The organism is Stappia sp. ABD4_338 (assembly GCF_056312175.1).
Genome location: NZ_CM149982.1, coordinates 310,991 through 331,162, shown reverse-complemented (window position 1 = coordinate 331,162; position 20,172 = coordinate 310,991). Strand labels below are relative to the sequence as shown.

General features: G+C 63.0%; 17 protein-coding genes and 1 tRNA gene. 5 read left to right on the top strand and 13 right to left on the bottom strand.

Features of this window, described 5'->3' with window-relative positions:
• Nucleotides 1–64: 64 nt before the first annotated feature.
• The 5 genes from ACYX4S_RS01465 to ACYX4S_RS01445 form a co-directional block, all read right to left on the bottom strand.
• Nucleotides 65–1,294 carry an ABC transporter substrate-binding protein gene (locus ACYX4S_RS01465; RefSeq protein WP_476361614.1) on the bottom strand — a complete coding sequence of 410 codons (1,230 nt, stop codon included), beginning with the start codon at nt 1,292–1,294 and terminating at the stop codon, nt 65–67.
• Between the two features lie 52 nt (nt 1,295–1,346).
• Nucleotides 1,347–1,757: a carboxymuconolactone decarboxylase family protein gene (locus tag ACYX4S_RS01460; protein WP_293718186.1), complete on the bottom strand. Its 411-nt coding sequence runs from the start codon at nt 1,755–1,757 to the stop codon at nt 1,347–1,349.
• 11 nt (nt 1,758–1,768) lie between these two features.
• Nucleotides 1,769–3,034 (bottom strand): alpha/beta fold hydrolase, encoded by a 1,266-nt coding sequence (locus ACYX4S_RS01455; RefSeq protein WP_476361613.1) that lies wholly within the window; start codon nt 3,032–3,034, stop codon nt 1,769–1,771.
• Nucleotides 3,027–3,923: an NAD(P)-dependent oxidoreductase gene (locus ACYX4S_RS01450; protein ID WP_476361612.1), complete on the bottom strand. Its 897-nt coding sequence runs from the start codon at nt 3,921–3,923 to the stop codon at nt 3,027–3,029. The genes ACYX4S_RS01455 and ACYX4S_RS01450 overlap by 8 nt, the downstream gene beginning before the upstream one ends.
• A 297-nt stretch (nt 3,924–4,220) precedes the next feature.
• Nucleotides 4,221–4,904 (bottom strand): GntR family transcriptional regulator, encoded by a 684-nt coding sequence (locus ACYX4S_RS01445; protein ID WP_422069789.1) that lies wholly within the window; start codon nt 4,902–4,904, stop codon nt 4,221–4,223.
• A gap of 192 nt (nt 4,905–5,096) precedes the next feature.
• On the opposite strand from ACYX4S_RS01445, the gene ACYX4S_RS01440 reads away from it, so the two are divergent.
• The gene (locus ACYX4S_RS01440; RefSeq protein ID WP_476361611.1) at nt 5,097–5,921 is read left to right on the top strand and encodes an N-acyl homoserine lactonase family protein; all 825 of its coding nucleotides are present in this window, start codon (nt 5,097–5,099) and stop codon (nt 5,919–5,921) included.
• A 428-nt stretch (nt 5,922–6,349) separates the two neighbouring features.
• Nucleotides 6,350–8,155, top strand: coding sequence for a hypothetical protein (locus ACYX4S_RS01435; protein WP_476361610.1), 1,806 nt, complete (start codon nt 6,350–6,352; stop codon nt 8,153–8,155).
• A 194-nt stretch (nt 8,156–8,349) separates the two neighbouring features.
• Here ACYX4S_RS01435 and ACYX4S_RS01430 read toward each other — a convergent pair.
• A tRNA-Met gene (locus tag ACYX4S_RS01430) sits at nt 8,350–8,426 on the bottom strand.
• 242 nt (nt 8,427–8,668) lie between these two features.
• Between ACYX4S_RS01430 and ACYX4S_RS01425 the strand changes: the two genes are divergently transcribed.
• The 3 genes from ACYX4S_RS01425 to ACYX4S_RS01415 all read left to right on the top strand — a co-directional run bounded on the left by ACYX4S_RS01425 (nt 8,669) and on the right by ACYX4S_RS01415 (nt 13,170).
• Nucleotides 8,669–10,390: a cyclic peptide export ABC transporter gene (locus tag ACYX4S_RS01425; RefSeq protein WP_476361609.1), complete on the top strand. Its 1,722-nt coding sequence runs from the start codon at nt 8,669–8,671 to the stop codon at nt 10,388–10,390.
• Between the two features lie 114 nt (nt 10,391–10,504).
• Complete coding sequence (locus tag ACYX4S_RS01420; RefSeq protein ID WP_476361608.1) at nt 10,505–11,794, top strand: UDP-N-acetylglucosamine 1-carboxyvinyltransferase; 1,290 nt, start codon at nt 10,505–10,507, stop codon at nt 11,792–11,794.
• 158 nt (nt 11,795–11,952) lie between these two features.
• Nucleotides 11,953–13,170 (top strand): mandelate racemase/muconate lactonizing enzyme family protein, encoded by a 1,218-nt coding sequence (locus ACYX4S_RS01415; protein WP_476361607.1) that lies wholly within the window; start codon nt 11,953–11,955, stop codon nt 13,168–13,170.
• Nucleotides 13,171–13,180: 10 nt separating this feature from the next.
• Here ACYX4S_RS01415 and ACYX4S_RS01410 read toward each other — a convergent pair whose 3' ends face one another.
• The 7 genes from ACYX4S_RS01410 to ACYX4S_RS01380 all read right to left on the bottom strand — a co-directional run bounded on the left by ACYX4S_RS01410 (nt 13,181) and on the right by ACYX4S_RS01380 (nt 20,067).
• Nucleotides 13,181–14,464, bottom strand: a complete 1,284-nt coding sequence (locus ACYX4S_RS01410; RefSeq protein WP_476361606.1) for an amidase — start codon at nt 14,462–14,464, stop codon at nt 13,181–13,183.
• A gap of 55 nt (nt 14,465–14,519) precedes the next feature.
• Nucleotides 14,520–15,197 carry a DUF2848 domain-containing protein gene (locus ACYX4S_RS01405; RefSeq protein ID WP_476361605.1) on the bottom strand — a complete coding sequence of 226 codons (678 nt, stop codon included), beginning with the start codon at nt 15,195–15,197 and terminating at the stop codon, nt 14,520–14,522.
• Between the two features lie 41 nt (nt 15,198–15,238).
• Complete coding sequence (locus tag ACYX4S_RS01400) at nt 15,239–16,519, bottom strand: TRAP transporter large permease (RefSeq protein WP_476361604.1); 1,281 nt, start codon at nt 16,517–16,519, stop codon at nt 15,239–15,241.
• Entirely contained in the window at nt 16,516–17,064 is a 549-nt protein-coding gene (locus tag ACYX4S_RS01395; protein ID WP_476361603.1) for a TRAP transporter small permease subunit, read from the bottom strand. Before ACYX4S_RS01395 ends, ACYX4S_RS01400 begins: the two co-directional genes overlap by 4 nt.
• A gap of 27 nt (nt 17,065–17,091) precedes the next feature.
• On the bottom strand, nt 17,092–18,144 hold the full coding sequence (locus ACYX4S_RS01390) for a TRAP transporter substrate-binding protein (protein ID WP_476361602.1): 1,053 nt from the start codon (nt 18,142–18,144) through the stop codon (nt 17,092–17,094).
• Between the two features lie 34 nt (nt 18,145–18,178).
• Nucleotides 18,179–19,045: a putative hydro-lyase gene (locus tag ACYX4S_RS01385; RefSeq protein WP_476361601.1), complete on the bottom strand. Its 867-nt coding sequence runs from the start codon at nt 19,043–19,045 to the stop codon at nt 18,179–18,181.
• A 74-nt stretch (nt 19,046–19,119) separates the two neighbouring features.
• Nucleotides 19,120–20,067, bottom strand: a complete 948-nt coding sequence (locus ACYX4S_RS01380) for a LysR family transcriptional regulator (RefSeq protein WP_476361600.1) — start codon at nt 20,065–20,067, stop codon at nt 19,120–19,122.
• Nucleotides 20,068–20,172: the final 105 nt, after the last annotated feature.

The following is a 20,172-nucleotide window of genomic DNA, read 5'->3' as shown; positions in this document are numbered from 1 at the left end:
AAGGTTTGCCGGGAGGGTGCTCCCCTCCCGGCTGCCTGCGCGCCCCAAGGGCCGGAGGTCGGGATCAGAGGCTGTGCCAGACCACGTCGGCCTTGGCATATTCCGACGGCGCGACGGTCACGAGCTCGTCACCGCGCCACTGCACCATCATCGGCACGGCATGAGTGTTGAGGCCCGTCTCGTCGAACTTGATCTTTCCGCCGGACATGACCGTGGCCCAGCCCTGGTCGAAGGTCTCGGACGCGATCACATCCCGGATCTGGCGCGGATCGGCGGCCCCGGTGCTTTCAAGGGCGGCCGCCAGAACACCCATGCAGGCGGCGTTTTCCTGGGCCTCGTGGACCATGAAGTAGCCGAAGCGCTCGCGGAACCGGTCGGTATACTCGGGCGCCTGGTCATAGGCCGCCGGCGAGATCGACAGCACGTCGTCGGCGAGTTCACCCAGTCCCTTGCGGAAGTCGGGGATGATGTAGCCGGCGGCGCCGCCGATCGTCGGCAGGTTGATGCCCTGCTGGCGCATGTTGCGGATGATCAGCAGGCTGTCGTTCAGGTAGGACACCGGGAAGACGGCCTGGGCATCGGTGCGGCGCAGCTGGTTGATGAGCGGCGAAACGTCGGTGATGCCGAGCGGATAGGCCTCGTCCATGACGACTTCCACGCCATGCTTCTTGGCCGACTCGCGAAGTCCCTTGGCCTGCGAGGTGCCGTAGGCGGTGTCCTCGTACATGATCGCGATCTTGGTGATCTCGTCGCCCGCCTTGCGCGCAAGATCCAGCGTATGAGTGATCGTGGCATCGCCGAGCTGGGAAGCCTTCGACACCACCTGGAAGATGTTGCGGAAGCCGCGGCCCGTCACCTGGTCGGAGAAGGACATGGTGAGAAGCGGAACGCCGCGCCGCTCGGTCACCTCGGAAATCGCAAGCGTCAGCGACGAGGCGAAGGCGCCGAGCACCGCGCAGACACCGTCCTGCGACATCATGCGCTGCGCCACCGTCGCCGCCTGGGTCGGGTTCGAGGTCGCGTCGGAGACGATGAGGTTGATCTTCGCCCCGCCCATGGACTTGATGCCACCGGCCGCATTGATCTCGTCGGCGACGAGCTGGATGCCATTGCGCGAATTGATGCCGAACTGGGCGTTGGCGCCCGAAAGCGGCTGGATGACGCCGACATTGACGGTATCGGCCGCAAACCCGCGACGCGCATAGAAGGGCATGGTGAGGGCGGTCGCCGCCCCTGCCGCAAGCACCTGCCGACGCGACAGGCTCAGTTTCGGAGTGGTCTTTTCACCGGACATATCGTTTCCTCCCGGGGTTGTGCCCGGCCGAGCGGCCGGGCGGTCGCTCAAGTCAGATTCCCATTTCGTCGAAAACTTCCTGGGCCGTGCGGAAGCTGTCGATGCCGGCCGGAACACCGCAGTAGATCGCGACCTGCAGCATGATTTCGCGGATCTCTTCCTTGGTGAGACCGTTGTTGATCGCGCCACGCACGTGCAGGCGAAGCTCGTGGCTGCGGCCGAGCGCCGAGATCATGCCGAGGTTGAGGATGGAGCGCTCGCGACGCTCGAGGCCCGGACGGTTCCAGACATCGCCCCAGCAATACTCGGTGACGAGCTGCTGCATCGGCCAGTTGTAGTCGGTCGCCTTGTTGACGGAGGCGTTGACATAGTCATCTCCCAGCACCTCGCGACGGGTCTTGAGGCCGGCCTCGAAACGCTCTCCGGCCGGAGTGCCGTCGGGACGCTTGGTCGTCGTGCTCATGTCTTTTTCCTTCAGTTGCTTGCAGTTGAAGTTTGTTCGCCGCCCCCTTGCGCGACATGCGCCAGGGCCTCATCCAGATAGACGGCGAAAAGATCCGGGTGCTCGGTCATGGGAAAATGGCCGAGGTCGGGCATCACGATCTGCCGGGCCCCGGGCATGAGGGCGAGCAGTCGCGCACCTTCTTCCGGAGTGGCGGAATAGTCGTAGGCGCCGGACAGCAGCACGACGGGGAGCCGCCGCGCATCGATACGCGGCGCGATCTCCGCGCCGTCGAATTCCAGGGAGTAGAAGGCGAGATCCGCCTGATAGATGCCCGGCCCGCCTTGCGAATAGATCCAGGAGGCACGGCGCCGGTACCCTTCCGGAGAGGTCGGCGCCATGAGCCCGCGCACGAAGGCTCCGTTGTGAAGCCCGGCGTGGACGGAAACGTCGTTCTGCCCGCGGTTGATACGTCCACTGGCGCGAAACGGCGGCTCCAACGGAAGCACCCCGCACAGAAGCTCCGGCGAACGGGCGGCACAGAGAAGCGTCACAGCCGCCCCCATGGAACAGCCGGCCAGGATCGCCGGCCGCCCCACGACCTGCGAAAGATACGCCTTCACCCAGTCGAGGTAGCGCTCGCCCGTCAGGTTGTAGGCGCTGCCATCCCATCCAAGCGGCGGCAGGGAAAGCCCGTGAAAGGGCATGTCGGGAGCGTGCATCTCATGATTTTTGCCAAGGTCGAGATCCGCAAGCTGGGCCTCGAACTGACGCGCGTCGGCGCCGGCGGTGTGCAGGAAAACGATAGGCGTTGCGCCCGGGCGACCGGAAACCTGGGTGTGGACCTCGACCGCGCCTTCCGCGCAGTCGAGCCGGACCCTCCGCCCCGCGATACGGCCGGGGTCCCGGCGACGGGGTGCGGCGGGCGCTTCGGGAGCGGCGAGCGCGATTTCAAAGACCCGCTCGAGCGCGGGCCTCGCCCGGGCAACGACCAGATCCTCTCCCTCGAGCCTCACATCCGCATTGGCGATCTGAAGTGCGGTGAACCCCTGGTGACGCGGCGGTGGTGGCACCTCGAGCATCCGCTGCAGGACACTCTGCCCCAGCTCCAGTTCCAGGTCGGCCGCAACAGTTGCTCCCGCGTGCCGGAGTGCTCCGTCCTCCATGTGCACGACAGCGCGCTCGCCACCACTGCTCAGTGCCAGCCTGCACGACAGGCCCGGGGACAGACGAGCAAGTTCGCCGTCGCCGGACGCGGCGAGCAGACGCGCGACCAGCTCGTCGAGCGGATCAGCCACGATGCGCACCCGCATCGACGTGGCGATAGATCTCGGTGTGGTCGGCCCCCTGCTGCAGGTCGTTTTCCGCCGCTTGCCACGCCTCGGCCGTCTGGGCGAGAAGCTGCATCTTCAGCCCGAGATCCTCGGCAAGACCGGCGGCGATGCCGATGTCCTTTGCCATCAGCGAGAGGTCGAAGCCCGAGTTGAAGGCGCCGGAAAGCATGAAGCGCTTCACCTTGTTCTCGGTGGTGTTGTTGCGCCCCGTCGAGGCATTGAGGATGTCCGTGATCACGGCCTCGTCGAGACCGAAGTCCCGCCCGACGATCAGCGCCTCTGCTGCGGCAAGGGCTCCCGCGGCCGAAACGTAGTTGTTCAACACCTTGACGACGTGTCCCGCTCCAAGCTTTCCGGCCGGGAAGATGCGGTCGCCCATGGCTTCCAGAACCGGACGCGCCCGCTCGATATCCTCGCCGCCGACCATGATCGCCAGCGTTCCGTCGATCGCTTTCGAGACACCACCGGAGACGGGCGCGTCGACAAGCGACATGCCGCGTGCCGAGAGCTTTTCGGCGAGCTTCAGCGTGTCGGCGGGCACGGAGGAACTCATGTCGATGACGAGGGCGCCGGGCGCCGCCTCGGCGAGTGCGTCCTCCTCACCAACCAGACACGAGGCGACGATGGCCGAGGTCGGCAGCATGGTGATGACGACGTCCGCCCCGGCAGCGGCTTCCCTGGCACTGCCCGCCGTCTTTCCGCCGGCGTCTGCAAAGCTCGCACACGCAGCCTCGGACCGGTCATAGCCGGTCACCTCGAACCCGGCCGCGACCAGGTTCTTCGCCATGGGAAGCCCCATCCGTCCAAGCCCGATGAATGCAACTGACGGAGTGTTTCCCGACTGCGTGGCCATGCCTGCGTCTCCCTGACTGCGTGTCTCTGCACAACTGACAGGGGTGGCATTAGCAGATTATCAGACAATCTGTCAATTGACGCCGAGAGGCCTTGTGCCGGCCGCGAAATCGCGACCGCACCGGGCCGGGAACACAACGAAATCTCCGGTCGGAGGGCAGTGAGAGGGGGCGAAACGGGGCGGGATGGTGCCGGGACCGGCAACGGGTCGGCACGCGCCGGACATGACCGCCCGTTACCGGAAGGGCGGCCGGTCTTCATGTCCCGAGGGGGAGTGCTTCCGACTAGACGCGCCGGCTCAGGCCAGTTCCTGCGCGCTGAGGATCTGCAGCGCGATCTTGCTGCTCTCCTCGACGTGCAGAATGCTCGCCCGGCGCGCCCGCTCTGCATCGCGCGCACAGATCGCGTCGGTAATGTCGCGAATTTCCTCGACGCTCCTGGGCAGGCGATCCGGCTGGGTCATCGTGGTCGCACGCAACATCGAGACCCTGTTGTGGAGCGACGTCAGCATGTCCTCGACATAGATGTTCCTCGCCCCCTTTATGAGGCACCGGTAGAACTCGGCCTTGCGCGCGACGAGTTGCTCGGTCGGAGCCTGACCGGACGCCGCGGCCGCAAAGGCCTCGCACGCATCCTTCAAGCGATCGAGTTCATCGTCACGCCCCTTGAGGGCGAATTCGGCACCGCAGAACCCTTCCAGAAGCGCACGCAGCTGATAAAGCTGTCGCGCCTCCTCAAGCGACACCTTGGTCACGACCGGTCCGCGATGCGGCTCGGTTCTGATCAGCCCTTCGGCTTCCAGTTGACGCAGTGCCTCTCTCACGGATGTACGCCCGACCTCAAGCGCCTCGCAAAGCTCGCGCTCGACCAGCCGGTCTCCGGGTTTGAAATGGCCCGTCGCAATCAGCTCCCGGAGCTTTTCTTCCACGAGATGGCGAATGGTCGCACGCTGCTTCGAGATTTTCAGTCCCGGCTGATTCATGAATTCCACGTCCCCAGATCAATCACATCTCGCGGGAGTTGCGCTTTCCCTGCGTAGCACATCCGGCTGCGGCGCGCCCGGGTTGGACTCTCTACGCCGTGATGAGTATAGGTCTTACCTGACAGATTGTCAGACAACCACCCAATTCCCTCTCCCCCGCAGGGTCTTGCGGGGAAAACCCGGAGCTCTCCCATGACAGGTTCTACCCGTCGCGAAGTCCCCGCAACGGCACAATGGGAGGTGCTTGCCCTGCGCTATGCCACGAAGGGACTTCCGGCGGCGCAGGCGCTTCTGGACCCGGATCCGCACGAGGCCGAATCCCGTCTCGACTACTTCGTATGGCTTTGCCGGGACGGGAAACGGAACGTGCTCGTCGATACCGGCTTCGACCGCGAGGAAGGCGCCTCTCGCCAGCGTGTCATGCGCATTCATCCCGTCGATGCGCTGCGCCGGGTTGGCGTGGAGCCGGAAGAAATCACCGACGTCTTCATCACACACCTCCACTACGACCACGCGGGCAACCTGCGCCATTTCCCCAATGCCACGCTTCACCTCCAGGACGCGGAAATGGCCTATGCGACGGGCCGCTGCATGTGCCACGCGCGGATGCGCAAGCCCTTCGCGGTGGAGGACGTCAAGACGGCGGTCGAGATGGTCTACCGGGACCGGGTGCTGTTCCACGAGGGGGACTACACCCTGTTTCCTGGCCTGCAGGCAAAGCTCGTGGGCGGCCACTCCAAGGGCCTGCAGATGCTGGTCGTTGATGGCGAAAGCCCGCTCGTCATCGCGTCCGACGCCCTGCACCTCAGGCGGTACCTGACGGACGGAAAGATCTTTCCGGTCTTCGGCGACTACCTCGAGACGGTCGAGGGCTACCGCATGCTGCACGAACTGATCGACGCGGGCGCGGAGATCCTGCCCGGCCACGATCCGGATGTTGTGACCCTCTATCCCCGCATCGAGGACGACTGGGAAGACGCGGTCATCGTGCGCAGACAGGCGCCCCCCCAGACCTGAGGCACAGCGAGGGCATGGCGTTCCGGGAGAAGCTTCAACGCAAGGGGAGAACTGGTAGCGGAGGAGGGACTCGAACCCCCGACACGCGAATTATGATTCCACCGGAAAGCTGCGAATTCTCCATCGCTTGGGCGTTGGCTCGACATCATCACTCTACGGCAGTACTGTGCCGAACTGAAACTCGCCCCGCGCGAAGCCCCTGAGGAGTTAAGGGCAGCCACTCGCGATCCAAAAAAAACACCCCGAATTGTCAAAGCTGCAAAAGCCCCGAGCGCCGTGGAGCTGGGTCAAGGGATCGGCTGGGGAAAAGGAGGCAAGGGGCTATTCCCCGCTTGCAGGTGACCTATAGGGCACTGAGCATTCCCTTATTAGCAGGCTGTTAAGCATAAACTGGGAGCGTACGGTTCAACTAAAGCGAGCAACTGGCCATGCGTTCACCCCGATTTGATATTCGTGCAAAACCTTTGCGAAGCATCTTCTCACCGAGCAATCTCGAGCGGGTGTGGAAGAAGAAAGTGCGGATATCGATGCGACAGCAGTTTCTCAATGATGGTGTTGAAAATTTTGACTTTCACGTCACCCATAAGCAGGAGTGTCTCAAGCTTTCTAGGTTGATCCTTGAAGGTAGCTATGTCCCTCAGCGCGCTCAACGCATTCTTGTTGAGAAAGGAAAGGGCCTTTGTCGCCAAATCGTTATACCTTCGGTTCGCGATGCCTTGGTGCTGCAATGCCTATCCGATGCACTGTACAACCAGATCAAGGGCAAGGCGCCGACTGAAAGGTCTTTTTTCGAGCCAAAGGAGCATCGCTTCTCTGAGTCGCGTTCCGAATATGGGACATTTGCATCTTGGCTGAACTTTCAGCGAGAACTATTCAGCTTCTCGAAAAACCGGCGCTATGTTGTAATTACGGATATAGCAAACTACTACGATACCATTTCGTATGGCCACTTACGTAATATAATCGCGTCTATCACAGATGTGGAAGAAAGTGTCCTGGATATGCTGATCTACGTGCTCAGTGATCTGCTTTGGCAACCGGACTATTCACCGAGAGTGGAAGTTGGTCTACCCCAAATTAATTTAGATGCCCCCCGCCTTTTAGCTCACTGTTTTCTCTATGAGCTTGATGAATTTCTTTCTATCGACCCGAACAAAGATTTTGTCAGGTATATGGATGATATTGATATTGGCGTTGATACTATAATCGAGGCTAAGGACGCATTGAAATCTGTTGATCTAGTATTGCAAACAAAGCAAGTGCGACTCAATAGCGGCAAGACAAAGATACTTACCCGCCGCGAAGCGCTCGCGCATTTTCGGGTCGTTGAAAATGCGCGCCTGGATAATCTTCAGAAGAGAGTTGATCGGCGCCTTGCAGCGGGCCTGTCTATAGACCGAGAGCGCAAAGTGGTGAGGTTGCGACTAACTCGGGGCCTCAAATCGGGTGCATTTGACGCTGGCAATGGCGAAAAGGTGCTGAAGCGCTACATCACTCTTGCTTCCAAAATAAAAGTCCAACTGCCGCCGAGTGCACTCGAGAAGTTGATTAGGTTGCGACCAAGCGTAAGAGAAAACGCTTTGGCGTATATCCGCAGTCAGCCGCTCACACCGGCAAGGGCCAAAGCTATTGCGGACGTTGCCTCGTCTGGATGGCTTGTGGATGATGCGGCTTTAGTAGACATATCGAACTACCTCGTCGAAACTCGCGTTGAAACACGAAGCCAGCGAAAGGAGCATATTGAAAGCCTGATTTCTGCAACTGATGGACGAACCTACTACGGTCTTTATTGCGGCCTTTGGTTACGATCCAAGTATGCTTCTGTAGACGATCTGATGAATACTATAATTTCCAATAGGCCCGCATGGCTCCAGCATGAACGGCTCGGTCGGCTAGTTGGTGCGTTCACGCCACTATTTCGAGGAACAAGCCATGAGAAGAAATTTCGAGCATTGGCAATATCGACGGCGAACGATGGAATACGACAAACCTTCAGATTTCACTGGCAGTTAGTAAAAGAGAAGTCAGTTTTCGACGATATGTATCCCTCGTTGAGCAATCTCAATCCGTCTCGAGGGACTTGTATGACACACGCCAAGTTTTTATGCCTGTTATCTGCTCTCCAGAACGACAAAGTCTCGATTGTGAAACGAAATAAACTTCGTTCTACAACAGCATCCGTTTTTGACGATGTGTACTATCGCGCTATCGCAAAGCGTCTAGGTGTCTATTAGCTCTTTCTCGAAAGATTGCGTCTGACCAGTGCTAAGCTCAGATCTTCCCGTTTTTTGGTTTTGTAATGCCAGACTATTTCGTCTCATCGCATTCAAGCGCACGTATCTGAAACCAAGCATGCAACCCCGGGCGTTTCGCGCGCAGACGCACTCATAGTGCGCGCGAGCTAACTAACAGAAAAAACTAGGAAATTTGGTAGCGGAGGAGGGACTCGAACCCCCGACACGCGGATTATGATTCCGCTGCTCTAACCAACTGAGCTACTCCGCCGCCCGGCCGCAGGGATGATCTCCCGCGCGGGATGTGCCGCATATAGTCGGCGCCGCGTGGCGCTGTCAAGAGAGCGAAAGCCCGTGGCCGGGCTTTTCCCACATACCGCCCGAAGGCCGGCACCGCATCGACGACACCGACAGAAAATGCAAGAGCCGACCGCCCCGGGCGATCCGCAGTATTTCCTCTTTGCGGCAAAATGCTCTAGGAGAGGCGCGACAGCGCGAGCAAGCGAGGCAAGGGTGAGCGAGACGGCCGCGAACACCGGAAACACGGCGACAGGATCACGCGAAAGCGCGGGCAGGCTGTTGGCGCTCTTTTCCTTCCTCATCCGGGACGGAAACCTGATGCGCTCGCCGGTCCTCGTCTACGCGGTGCTTGCGAGCCTGACACGCTCTGGCATGATCTTCGCCATCAACGCCCTGGCGGCAAGCGCGGCGATCGCGACAGGCGACGTCGTCCTGCTGCTCGCCTCGATCGCCACAACGCTGACCTTCTCGCACCTCGCGCGCGTGGCGAGCTTCCGCCTCGTGCTCTCGACCAAACTGCGCCTTCGCACAAGGCTCAGCCGTCAGCTTCTCGACACGGACGTCGGCTTCTTCGCCCGCAACGACCAGGGCAAGATCTATTCGATCGTCACCCACGAGGTGAACCAGATCTCCTCCGCCTCGGTGAACTTCATCGAGTCACTGGAAGCGATGCTCCTGATCACCTTCTGCATTCCCTATCTCTTTTACCTCTCCTGGCCGAGCGGCCTTGCGACGCTCGTCGCGGTGCTTATCGGTTGCATCGGATACGTGCTTGCCCAGGCCCCGGCGCAGGAAAGCGCCGAAGCGGCCTCCCGGATCGAGTGGCTTTTCTTCGACCGCGTCAATGACGTGCTGCGCGGCTATCGCGAACTGCGCCTGCGCGCCTCGCGCAAGGCCGGTCTCCAGGAGGACATCGTCGACCTGGCAACCCGCGAGCGCGACCTGAAGCTGCGCGCCGAACGGTTTTTCAGTCTCGGACAGGTGACCGCCCAGGGCGTCATGATGGGCCTCCTGTGCATGATCGTCGTCGGCCTCCCGCTTCTGGCCGGGACGGATACGGCAACCGTCCTGCAGATCCTGACGGTGGTCCTGCTCACCTATGGTCCCATCGAGACGGTGATGGGAAATCTGGCCTCCTTCTCCCGTGCAGCCGTCTCGCGGCGTCTCATCCTCGGACTTGAAGAGGACCTGGAGCGCCACGCGGAACACCGGGCCCGCGAGACGGGGGCTCCCCCGCCCGCCTCCTTCGGCGAAATCCGGCTCGAGGGCGTGACGACCACGCTCACGAGCGGCGGTGGCGATGACCGCTTCACCGTCGGCCCGATGGATCTCGTCCTGCGTCCGGGCGAGGTCGTCTTCATCTGCGGCGGAAACGGCGCTGGCAAATCCACGCTGATTTCCCTCCTCACCGGCTTGCGACAGCCCGACGGCGGTCGCATCCTTCTGGACGGCGAGCCGGTGACCCCGCGCACACTGGAGGCCTATCGCGGGCTGTTCTCCGCGGTTTTCAGCGAGTTCCACCTCTTCCCGCGCCTTTATGGCCTCGACGCGAACGAACGCTCGCGCGTCCCCGCGCACCTTGAGCGCCTCGACCTCGACCACCGCGTCTCGCTGCGTGAGGACGCGTTTTCGACGCTGGCGCTTTCCAGCGGCCAGAAACGCCGCCTCGCCTTCAGCGTCGCCCTGGCCGAACGCCGCCCGATAGTGGTCCTCGACGAGTTCGCCGCCGACCAGGACCCGGCCCATCGCGCGCTGTACTACGACGTGCTCGTGCCGGAAATGGCGCGCAGGGGGCATCTTGTCATCGCCGTGACCCACGACGAGCACTGCTTTGACAAGTGCGACCGGCTGATCCGCATGGAGCAGGGCATGATCGTTTCCGACACGAATGTCGGCGGCGGGGCAAGGCGCGTGAACGCTCCCTCTCTCACCTGAGCCCCTGCCCGCCTCCCGCCGCCTCAAGGCCATGGAACTGCCGTTTGCCGTTGCCGCGAAAGTCCTTTAGGAAACGCAGCACGATCCGGCGCCCGATACTGGAGACTTTCCCCGATGGCCGATCTTTTCGTCGACGGCGGCAATCCCATTGAGGGAACCGTCTTCCCCTCCGGCAACAAGAACGCCGTCCTGCCGATGCTGTGCGCGACGCTGCTCACGGATGAGCCCGTCACGCTGGAAAACGTGCCGGACATCAGCGACGTCACCAAGATCCTCGACTATTTCGAGCGCATGGGCTCGACCGTCAGCCGGGAGGACGGCGGCTCGACGCTGACCATCCGTCACGATTTCGATGCCTTCGCTGACGGCAAGGCGGAGCTGCCGCTGGGCATCCGCTCCGCCGTGCTCCTGCTCGCACCCGTGGTGGTGCGCACGGGCAAGCTTACATTCGACACGGATGCAAAGGGCTGCGCACTCGGCCTGCGCGAGATCGATCCGCACCTGGAGATCCTGCAGCAGTTCGGCTGCAGCTTCGTCTCGACCCAGCCCTACGACATCCGCCGCGACGGCGCCCTCACGGGCCAGCAGATCTGGGCGGACTACGCATCGGTGACCGCGACCGAAACATTCGCGATGATCGCGGCGACGGCGAACGGCACATCGGTCCTCATGAACGCGGCGTCGGAACCGCATGTTCAGGCACTTTGCGAGATGCTTCGCTCCATGGGCGCGAACATCGAGGGCGGCGGAACCTCGCGCCTCACGATTTCCGGTGTCGACAGGCTGGGCGGCGCCCGCGTGCGGGTTCCCGACGACCATCACGAGGTCGCGACCTTCCTCGCAATCGGTGGCGTGACCGGCGGACGCGTTACCGTCAAGACGGACATCACGCCGCACATGACGCTGATTCTGCGCCAGTTTTCCAAGCTGGGGCTGCAGTTCGAAGTCGCCGACGATGCAATCACCGTGACCGGATGGACGCGTGAGGTTGCAAGGCCCTTCACCCGCGAGATGCTGCCCAAGATCGAAGCCGCCCCCTGGCCCTATTTTCCCGCCGACCTTCTTCCCCAAGCGATCGGTGTCGCCGTCGGCTGCAACAGCGAGATCATGTTCTGGAACAAGATCTACGAGGGCGCGCTCGGCTGGAGTTCCGAGCTTGCCAAGTTCGGCGCCCGCGTGAATCTCTCCGACCCCCACCGACTGATCGTTTTCGGGGGCAACTCGCTTCGTCCGGCGATTGTCGAGGCGCCCTACATCATCCGAGTCGTGCTCGGGCTGTTCCTGACTGCGATCCAGATCAAGGGCCAGTCGATCATTCGCAACGCGGACCCCATCCGTCGCGCGCATCCCCATTTCGTGGAAAAGCTTACGGAACTGGGCGCGACGGTGCGCTGGTCTTCCTGAGAGCCAGATCGAATAGAAGAACACGGCCACCACCAATGGCGCTTGCGGAGCGACGGACGTCGCCTGCAGGATGCTGACAGGCTGCGGAAACGGCGCCAGGCTGCTCCGGCAAGGGTTCCGCAGTTGTCCCGCCCTGTCCGTTTCCCGGAGGCCGCCCCATGAAGCTTCAGTCGATCGAGACCTTCATCGTCGCGAACCCGCCTCCCGGTTTCGGCGGACGCTATTTCGTCTTCGTGAAGCTCTCGACGGCCTGCGGCGTGGTCGGCTACGGCGAGGTCTATGGAGCGGCCGTGGTGCCCCACATCGTCGCGGAGATGGCATGCGACCTGTTTGCGCGGTACCTTGAGGAAGGTGATCCCTTCGCCATCGAGGCGTTTTTCCGGCGCGCCTATGGATCCGGTTTTTCGCAGCGTCCCGACCCGACGATCTGCGGAGCGGCAAGCGCTCTGGAAATGGCCATGTGGGACATCATCGGCAAGGCGACCGACAAGCCCGTGCATGCCCTGCTGGGCGGAAAGCTGCATGAGCGGCTGAGGAGCTACACCTATCTCTATCCTCGCGACGACGAGGACCCTGCCGGATTCTACGCGGATTCCGACCGCGCCGCCGAGGCGGCGGCGGCGTGTGTTGCCGAGGGCTTCACGGCAGTGAAGTTCGATCCGGCCGGCCCCTACTCGGTCTTCGGCGGACACATGCCGGATCTGGAAACGCTGGAGCGCTGCGAAAGTTTCTCCCGCAAGGTGCGCGAGGCCGTGGGAGGCCAAGCCGACATTCTGTTCGGCACGCACGGGCAGTTTACCGCTGCCGGCGCCTTGCGCCTGGCACGCAGGCTTGAGACTTACGACCCGCTCTGGTTCGAGGAACCCGTGCCGCCGGACGCGCCCGAGGAAATGGCGAAGGTCGCGCGCGGAACGTCGATCCCGGTTGCTACCGGTGAGCGGCTTTGCACCAAATGGGAATTCGCCCGCCTGCTCCAGTGTGGCGCCGCCGGTATCCTGCAGATGAACCTTGGCCGGGTCGGTGGCCTTCTGGAAGCCAAGAAGATCGCCGGCATGGCGGAGGCATTTCACGCCATGATCGCGCCGCACCTGTACTGCGGCCCCATCGTCGCGGCGGCCAATATCCAACTGTCCGCGACGGCGCCGAACTTCCTGATCCTGGAATCGATCCGCCGTTTTGACGGCTTCCACGCGCGCTTGCTCAAAACGCCCATCACTTGGGAGAATGGCTACGTCACGGTCCCGGATGCACCCGGCCTGGGCGTGGAACTCGACGAGGATGTTGCCCGCGCTCATCCATGGACCGGCACGGGTCTGCATCTCGAGATGACGCAGACCCCGGTCGATCCGGTACGCGATGCGCGTTTTCCCGCTTAAGGGAGAAGCCTCAGACGCCGTTCAGGTCGCGGTCGAGCCGTGCACCGACGGACAACACACGCGCATCGGTTCCCTTGGCACCGCCAATCATGAGTGCGCCGGGGCGCACGTCGCTTGGCTGACGAAGCGGCATCGACATCGCGCAGGCATCGGCAAGGTTCAAAAGGGATGTGTTGCGCAGCATCGCCGCGTTGATGCGGTCGAAGTCGGCCTCAGCCTCGGCGATCTTCGGCGGCAGCATCTGCAAGGTCGGCGCCAGCATCGCGTCAAAGCCCGCAAGGAGCTCGTTGGTTCGCGAAATGACCTCGCGCCGCGCGGCATAAGCGTTGGCAACGTCCTCGTCGCTCTGCGTCTCACGGAAGCGGATGCGGGCAAGCACTCGCGGATCGCCAATCGTCGACAAACGATCGAGGTCGTTCTTGTAGACCTCGTAAGCCTCCGCCGACACGAGGATGCGGTTGAGCCCGACGGCTTCCTGCAGGAAGGTCATGTCGACCTCGACCAATTCGTGTCCGCCCGCCTCGATGCGTGCCAGTGCATCCTCGAACGTGCGTCGCGCCCATGCGTCGAGATCGTTCGTGAATGCACCCGCGGGCACCGCGAAACGCAGCTTGCCCGGCGCGCTTTCGACATCGGGCGCATCACCGCCGCTCATCACCTGGTAGGCGGCAAGCATTGTCGCGAAGTCCACGGCGAGAGGGCCGCAGGAATCGAACGACGCCGCCAAGGGATGAACGCCTTCGAGAGGCACCTTGTCCTGGCTGGGCTTGTGGCCGTAGAGCCCGTTGATGGCGGAAGGAATGCGAATCGATCCGCCCGTGTCGGTACCAAGGGCGACGTCGCACAGACCGACGGCAACCGTAACGGCTCCTGCGGACGTCGAACCACCAGGTATCCCTTGCGGATCGAAGACATTGCCCGGCGTGCCGTAATGCGGATTGAGGCCGACTCCGGAATAGGCGAACTCGCTCATGCTGGTCCGGCCGAAGGGCACAGCTCCAGCCGCCTTGATCCGCTCGATCACGGGGCAGTCGGCGGGTGCCGGCTCGCGCTCGAGCAGAAGCGTCGACGCCGCGGTCGTGCGCTCTCCCTTCTCGTCATAGAGATCCTTGACGCTCACGAGCATTCCGGCAAGCGGCAACGGACGGTCGGCCGCCTCGATGCGCGCTTCCGCCTCGGACGCCTCGGCAAGAATGCGCTCGGGCGAAAACGAGACGAAGAGGCTTCGCGCGCCCTCGCCCAGTGCCTCGACCCGTGCAATTGCCGCTTTCGCCCGCTCGACGACAGACCCCATTCCCGTACTCCCTGCCGCGCGGACCGGCCCGCGGTGCGTTGGAGGCCCGCTCCCGTCAGGCGACGGCCGGCAGGACCTCGATGGTGTATTCGTGGGAAATGACGCGTCCCGTTCCCGGATCGCGCATTTCCATGCGGAACGCCGCCGCCGGGCGGACGCCGCCTTTCGCACCGAAGGTGCCGCAAAGAAGCCCCTGGCAGGAGCCCTCGGCAAGCGCCGCCGCGAAGCCCGATCCGCTCATCAGGTCAGCAAGCGGACGGATCGATGCGATGGTGCCCTCCTGATAGGGCATCCAGTCAGCAGATGCATCCTCCCTGATCCACGAGCGCAGCTCAAGACTTTCCAGGCGCTCTGAAATCTCGTCGAAGACCCACAGTTCGCCGGCGATCGGCTTCGCGCAGATCTGCTTCGAGAGCGCCACCGAGTGCGTCTCCAGATCACGATCGGTGTGATCGGAGGAAAGGCCGATGTAGAGCTTTCCACCGCAGGAGAGCAGGAAGGGCTCCACCTCGCCCGAGGTTCCTCCGCCCACCACCTGAATGTGGGCGGCCTGCGTCATCTGATCGGCGGAAACGCGGTAGTAGAGCGGCACGCTGGAGGGCGGGGCGACGCCAAGGGCGGCCAGCTCATCAATGTGGTGCTGAATCGCGGCCGCATCGCGGCCCGTCCAGCCGGCGACGGTAAGCTGCTCGATATCGGCGCGAAGCGGCGCACCGTTCACGGTGAAATCCATGGGATCCTCCGGTTGTGGACATGAGGGGAGCTGCCCGGACCTCAAAGGGTATCGGGCAGGTAGAGAGCAAGGTCGGGAACCAGGATGAGCAGCGCGACCATGGCCAGCATGACAAGCACGAAGGGAATCGTGCCCAGCATGACCTGGCCGAGCGTGCCGGATTTCCTGGCCCCCTGGACCACATAGAGATTGAGGCCGACCGGAGGCGTGATAAGCGCCATCTCCACGAGCACGATCATCAGCACGCCGAACCACACCTTGTCGTAGCCAAGGCCCGCCATGATCGGCACCACGATCGGGATCGTCGCAACCATCAGCGACAGTGTTTCGATGAAGAAGCCGAGGACGATGTAGAGAGCGATCACGACCAGCAAGGTGCCGAAAGGCGACAGGTGGAGGTTTTCCAGCAACTCGCGCAGTTCACGGCCGAGCCCCGCCGAGGCCAGCGTGAAATTCAGGAAATAGGCACCCGCGATCACCAGCATGATCATGGCCGTAATGCGCACGGTCCCGAGCAGGCTCTCGCGCATCATCGGCAACGACAGCCCGCGGTTTCCAACAGCGATCAGCAGGGCGATCCCCACACCGACTGCGGCGGATTCCGTCGGCGTCGCCCATCCGGCATAGATCGACCCGATCACCGTGACGAAAAGAATCACGATCGGAACGAGTTGCACCAGGCTCGCGAACCGCTCGGCCCAGGTGAAGCTTCGGCTCGGACCGCCCAGTTCCGGGCGAATGCGGCACAGGATCGCCGTCACCAGCACGAAGGCGAGCGCCATCAGCACACCGGGAATGAGACCGGCAAGGAAAAGGCGCGGGATCGAGGTTTCGGTCAGGAAGCCGTAGACGATCAGGTTGATCGAGGGAGGAATGAGAATGCCGAGCGTACCGCCGGCGGCAATGGCCCCCGAAAAGAGTTTCGGATCATATCCGAGCTTTTCCGCCTGCGGCATGGCGACGGTCGCCACCGTCGCGGCGGTGGCGACCGACGAGCCGGAGGTGGCGGAAAACATGGTCGCCGTGCCGATGTTGGCGTGGATCAGCCCCCCGGGAAGCCAGGACACCCATTTGTCCAGCGATGCGTATGTTTTCTCAGCGATGCCTCCTCGAACGAGGATTTCACCGAGCAGCACGAAGAAGGGAATGGCGATCAGCGTTGAGCTGTCGGAGGCGGACCAGACCACCTGACCGAGACCGCGGATAAGCGGAAAGGCCGAAAAGAACTGGTCGATACCGAAGCCGAGCAGAAAGAGAACGATGCCGACCGGAATCGACAGGGACAGAAGCCCCAGGAGGGCGAAGGCGACGCTCCAGATCATTGCGCGTCCTCCGCTTCCCCACGCGCGCCGATCAGCGCGTCGACCTTGGCAAAGTCACGGCTTGCCAGCGCGGCAATCGCCAGCAGGACCAGAAGGCAGAAGGTGATCGCGAACCAGACCCACCCGGAAAACCAGATGATCTGCGGTATCCACAGTGGCGTCTCGAGCGAGGTGTTGGCGCGCGACCCGCGCGCGAGCGACTTTTCCAGTACAGGCCACGCCTGGTAGGCGATCACACAAACGGCGCCGGCCGAAATCGTCATGGCGAACAGGTCCATGAACGCCCTGCCCCGGCTTTGCAACTTCTGGCGGATCAGGTCGATACGCACATGCGCGAGCTCGGTCAGCGCGAAGGGCAGCCCCCAACTGGCGATACCGGCCATGACGTAGCCGGAGATTTCATCGGATCCGCCAAGCGTGTGCCCGACCTGGCGCAGGGCGATGTCCACCAGGACAAAGCCCGCGGTGGCGAGGAGCACGCTCCCCACCACCAGGGCCACGGCCGCGTTAACGCGGCGGAGACCCACGGCAAGAATGTCGATCATGTCGTGCGGCCTCCGCCGGTTGCAGGATCAGTTCAGCGGCACGGCGACGCCGACGGTCTTGCCGACGCTGTCGTTCCAGCGCTTCGCCCAATCGGAACCGGCGCGCTCCGCCCACTCGGGAAGAACCACCTCCGTGAGGATCTTGCGCGCCTCGGCGACGTCCGCCTCGCTCGGCTCGACGAGCTTCATCGAGGCGGGATCGCCCGCCGCGCACTCGCCCTTGCCGGTCAGGCAGGCGATATCGCCCTCAAGCGCACCAGCCGCCGCATCCCAGGCCGGAGCCTCGAACTTCTGCGCGACGTCATCGGCAATGAGCTTCTGGAGGTTCTCCGGCAGCGCATTCCAGCGATCGAGGTTGATCGCCGTCACAACCGGATCCCAGCCGCCGAGCGGGATGGTCATCAGCGTGTCGGAGACTTCCCACCAGCCGGCGCTGTAGCCTGAACCCGAACCGGTCACGGCGCAGTCGATCACGCCGCGCTCAAGCGCGCCGGGCACCTCCGAGAAGGCTACGTTCACGCCGGAGGCGCCGAGTGCCTCGAGGAACTTCGTGGTCATGCGACCGGAGCCGCGCACCTTCTTGCCGGCCAGATCGGACAGCGAGGACAGGTCGCCCTTGCAGAAAACCACCTGCGGCGGATACGGCGCAATCGCGAGAACCTTGGAGTTGAAGCGGTTTTCGTAGATCTCCTCGACCATCGGGCGTGCCGCCTCGACCATGGCCTTCGCGGCGGCCGGCGTCGTTGCGAGAAGCGGAACATCCAGCCCCTCGAGTTCCGGCGCATCACCCACTGCGTAGTCGGCCACCGTCATGCCGACATCGAACACGCCGTCGCCAAGCATGCGGAAGACGTCGCCGCCGCCGATGCCCATCTGGTTGTGCGTGGTGAGCTGGGTCTCGATTTCACCGTTCGAATCCGCCGGCAACGTCTCACCCCAGAACGGGGCCTCGAACTGCTTGTGCAGCGGCAGGTTGCTCCAGCTTCCGACGACGGACAGCGTCTCGGCGGCGGAGGCGGGTGCGAGCATGGCGAGCGAGAGGGCGGTCGCCGCGGCAAGTTTCGTTGCAAGTCTGGTCATGAAACGGTCCTCTGTGTCTTGTTTGACTGGAAGGTCAGCTTGAGGCTCCGGCCGCGCCGGGTCCGACGCGACCGATCGTGAATTCGGCCGCGTCGGCAGAGAGATCGGTCACAAGCATGTGACCGGGCTCATGTGTGATGGCGAGGTCGGGCCGAGCCCGCCGGATCGCCATTTGCGGTGTCACGCCACACGCCCAGAAGACGGGAACATCTCCCGGCCTCAGGGTCGGCGCGTCACCGAAATCAGGGTTCGAGAGGTCGGCGATGCCAATCTCCGACGGATCGCCGAGATGAACCGGCGCGCCATGCGCGAGACGATACCGGTCCGACAGCAGGACCGCCTGGATCGCATCCTCTGCCGGAAACGCCCGCATCGACACGACCACCGGTCCGCCAAAGGGGCCACAGGTCGTCGTCTCGCGGTTCGTCACATACATCGGCACGTTCCGGTCCTGCGCGATATGGGCGATCGGAATGCCGGCACGCAGGATGGCGTCCTCAAACGAAAACGAACAGCCCAGCACAAAGGTCACGAGATCGTCGCGCCAGACCGCACTCAGGTCGCGGACGCTTTCATGCCGCTCGGCATCGCCACGAAACACGCGGTAGCCGCCGAGATCGGTGCGGATGTCCAGATCGCGGCCGAGGCTCGGGATGCACGGGTTTCCCGGTTCGGACACGCCGATCAGCGGACAGGGCTTGGGATTTTGCTGACAGAAGCGCAGGAAGTCGCTGGCAAGGGCTTCCGGCAGGATGGCCAGATTGCCCTGAAGCCGCCCCGGCGCACATCCGGCAGTCGGGCCGTTGAACCGGTTCTGGCGGATCACGCGCCTCAGCGCGTCGGGCGCAAGCGCCCTGATCTCGGCCAGGCGAAGCTCTGAAATTTCGGGAACCTCAGACACAAATCCCTCCACCAATGTCCTGGAGAAAGTGTCACGAGCCCGAATGATCCTGTCAAGTTATCACGATAAGAAAATTACGATCTATTTTTGATATCATATCGATCGCACGTACTGGCAATTGTCGCAACCTCCCCTCCTGCTTCGCGATTTCGCTCCGGCATGTAGGCCACGACGAAGCGCAGCGCGGACATGCGCGCGGCATCAACGACCGGCAATTCGCGCAGTTTGCTGGAGAAGGGAGCAGCCTCGGCAAGTCGGACGGGCAGCACACCGATGCCGAAACCGTCCGCCACAAGATGGGTCACGGTCGACAGGGAGGCGGAGGCATGCAGGTCCGGCGTGGGCAGGTCCGGCGCGGCGAGAATTCCCTCAAGCTCCCGGAAGGGAGGCGTGCCTCGCGGAAAGGAGACGATCGGGCTGGAAGCGAGTTCGGTAAGTGTCAGCGGGGCGGCTGGCGGCTCCGCGGAAGCGGAACGGTACCATCCAAGCGGCTGGGGCGAGAGCGGCACGGCGACCGCTCCACTCGGAACGCTTTCACGCAACAGGATCGCCACGTCGAGTTCGTCCTCGGCAAGGGCGGCCCCCAATTGGCGCGAAGTGTCCACGGCGAGTTCGAATCGCACGCGCGGGTGCAGGTGCTTCAACTGGTTCAGCATCTCCGAGAGAATCGTGTGAACGATGGTCTCCGCGACCCCGATGCGGATCGTGCCTGACAATCCGTCGGCGCTGTTGACCTCCTGCACCAGACGATCCCGCGCCACCACCAGCCTGAGGGCTTCCTCCAGGAACCGTCGTCCCACCGGCGTGAGGCGGACCTGACGTCGCGCGCGGTCGAAAAGCTGAATGCCGAGACGTTTCTCCAGCGCCATGACGCGGTTGGAAATCGCCGACTGCGAGAGCCCGTACTTCTGGGCCGCCGCACGGAACCCGCCGGCCCGCACGATGTCCTGAAGGATCTCGATATCTTTCAACTCGAACACGCCGGCACCTTCCCGCCCGAGGGCATTTCCGCTCACGCTCATGCGAACGCCCTGCAGAAATAAACCATGTCCGGCCTGTCGGAAAACCGCCTGAACCAGGAACACAACGGGTGACCGACAGAGACGGCACCAATAAATATAAAAATA

What these genes read in the sequence shown, in the direction of transcription:
- ACYX4S_RS01440 (WP_476361611.1), top strand. Translation starts at nt 5,097, where the DNA reads ATGACAGGTTCTACCCGTCGCGAAGTCCCCGCAACGGCACAATGGGAG.
- ACYX4S_RS01465 (WP_476361614.1), bottom strand. Translation starts at nt 1,294, where the DNA reads ATGTCCGGTGAAAAGACCACTCCGAAACTGAGCCTGTCGCGTCGGCAG.
- ACYX4S_RS01380 (WP_476361600.1), bottom strand. Translation starts at nt 20,067, where the DNA reads ATGAGCGTGAGCGGAAATGCCCTCGGGCGGGAAGGTGCCGGCGTGTTC.
- ACYX4S_RS01435 (WP_476361610.1), top strand. Translation starts at nt 6,350, where the DNA reads ATGCGTTCACCCCGATTTGATATTCGTGCAAAACCTTTGCGAAGCATC.
- ACYX4S_RS01410 (WP_476361606.1), bottom strand. Translation starts at nt 14,464, where the DNA reads ATGGGGTCTGTCGTCGAGCGGGCGAAAGCGGCAATTGCACGGGTCGAG.
- ACYX4S_RS01460 (WP_293718186.1), bottom strand. Translation starts at nt 1,757, where the DNA reads ATGAGCACGACGACCAAGCGTCCCGACGGCACTCCGGCCGGAGAGCGT.
- ACYX4S_RS01400 (WP_476361604.1), bottom strand. Translation starts at nt 16,519, where the DNA reads ATGATCTGGAGCGTCGCCTTCGCCCTCCTGGGGCTTCTGTCCCTGTCG.
- ACYX4S_RS01395 (WP_476361603.1), bottom strand. Translation starts at nt 17,064, where the DNA reads ATGATCGACATTCTTGCCGTGGGTCTCCGCCGCGTTAACGCGGCCGTG.
- ACYX4S_RS01450 (WP_476361612.1), bottom strand. Translation starts at nt 3,923, where the DNA reads ATGGCCACGCAGTCGGGAAACACTCCGTCAGTTGCATTCATCGGGCTT.
- ACYX4S_RS01405 (WP_476361605.1), bottom strand. Translation starts at nt 15,197, where the DNA reads ATGGATTTCACCGTGAACGGTGCGCCGCTTCGCGCCGATATCGAGCAG.
- ACYX4S_RS01420 (WP_476361608.1), top strand. Translation starts at nt 10,505, where the DNA reads ATGGCCGATCTTTTCGTCGACGGCGGCAATCCCATTGAGGGAACCGTC.
- ACYX4S_RS01390 (WP_476361602.1), bottom strand. Translation starts at nt 18,144, where the DNA reads ATGACCAGACTTGCAACGAAACTTGCCGCGGCGACCGCCCTCTCGCTC.
- ACYX4S_RS01445 (WP_422069789.1), bottom strand. Translation starts at nt 4,904, where the DNA reads ATGAATCAGCCGGGACTGAAAATCTCGAAGCAGCGTGCGACCATTCGC.
- ACYX4S_RS01415 (WP_476361607.1), top strand. Translation starts at nt 11,953, where the DNA reads ATGAAGCTTCAGTCGATCGAGACCTTCATCGTCGCGAACCCGCCTCCC.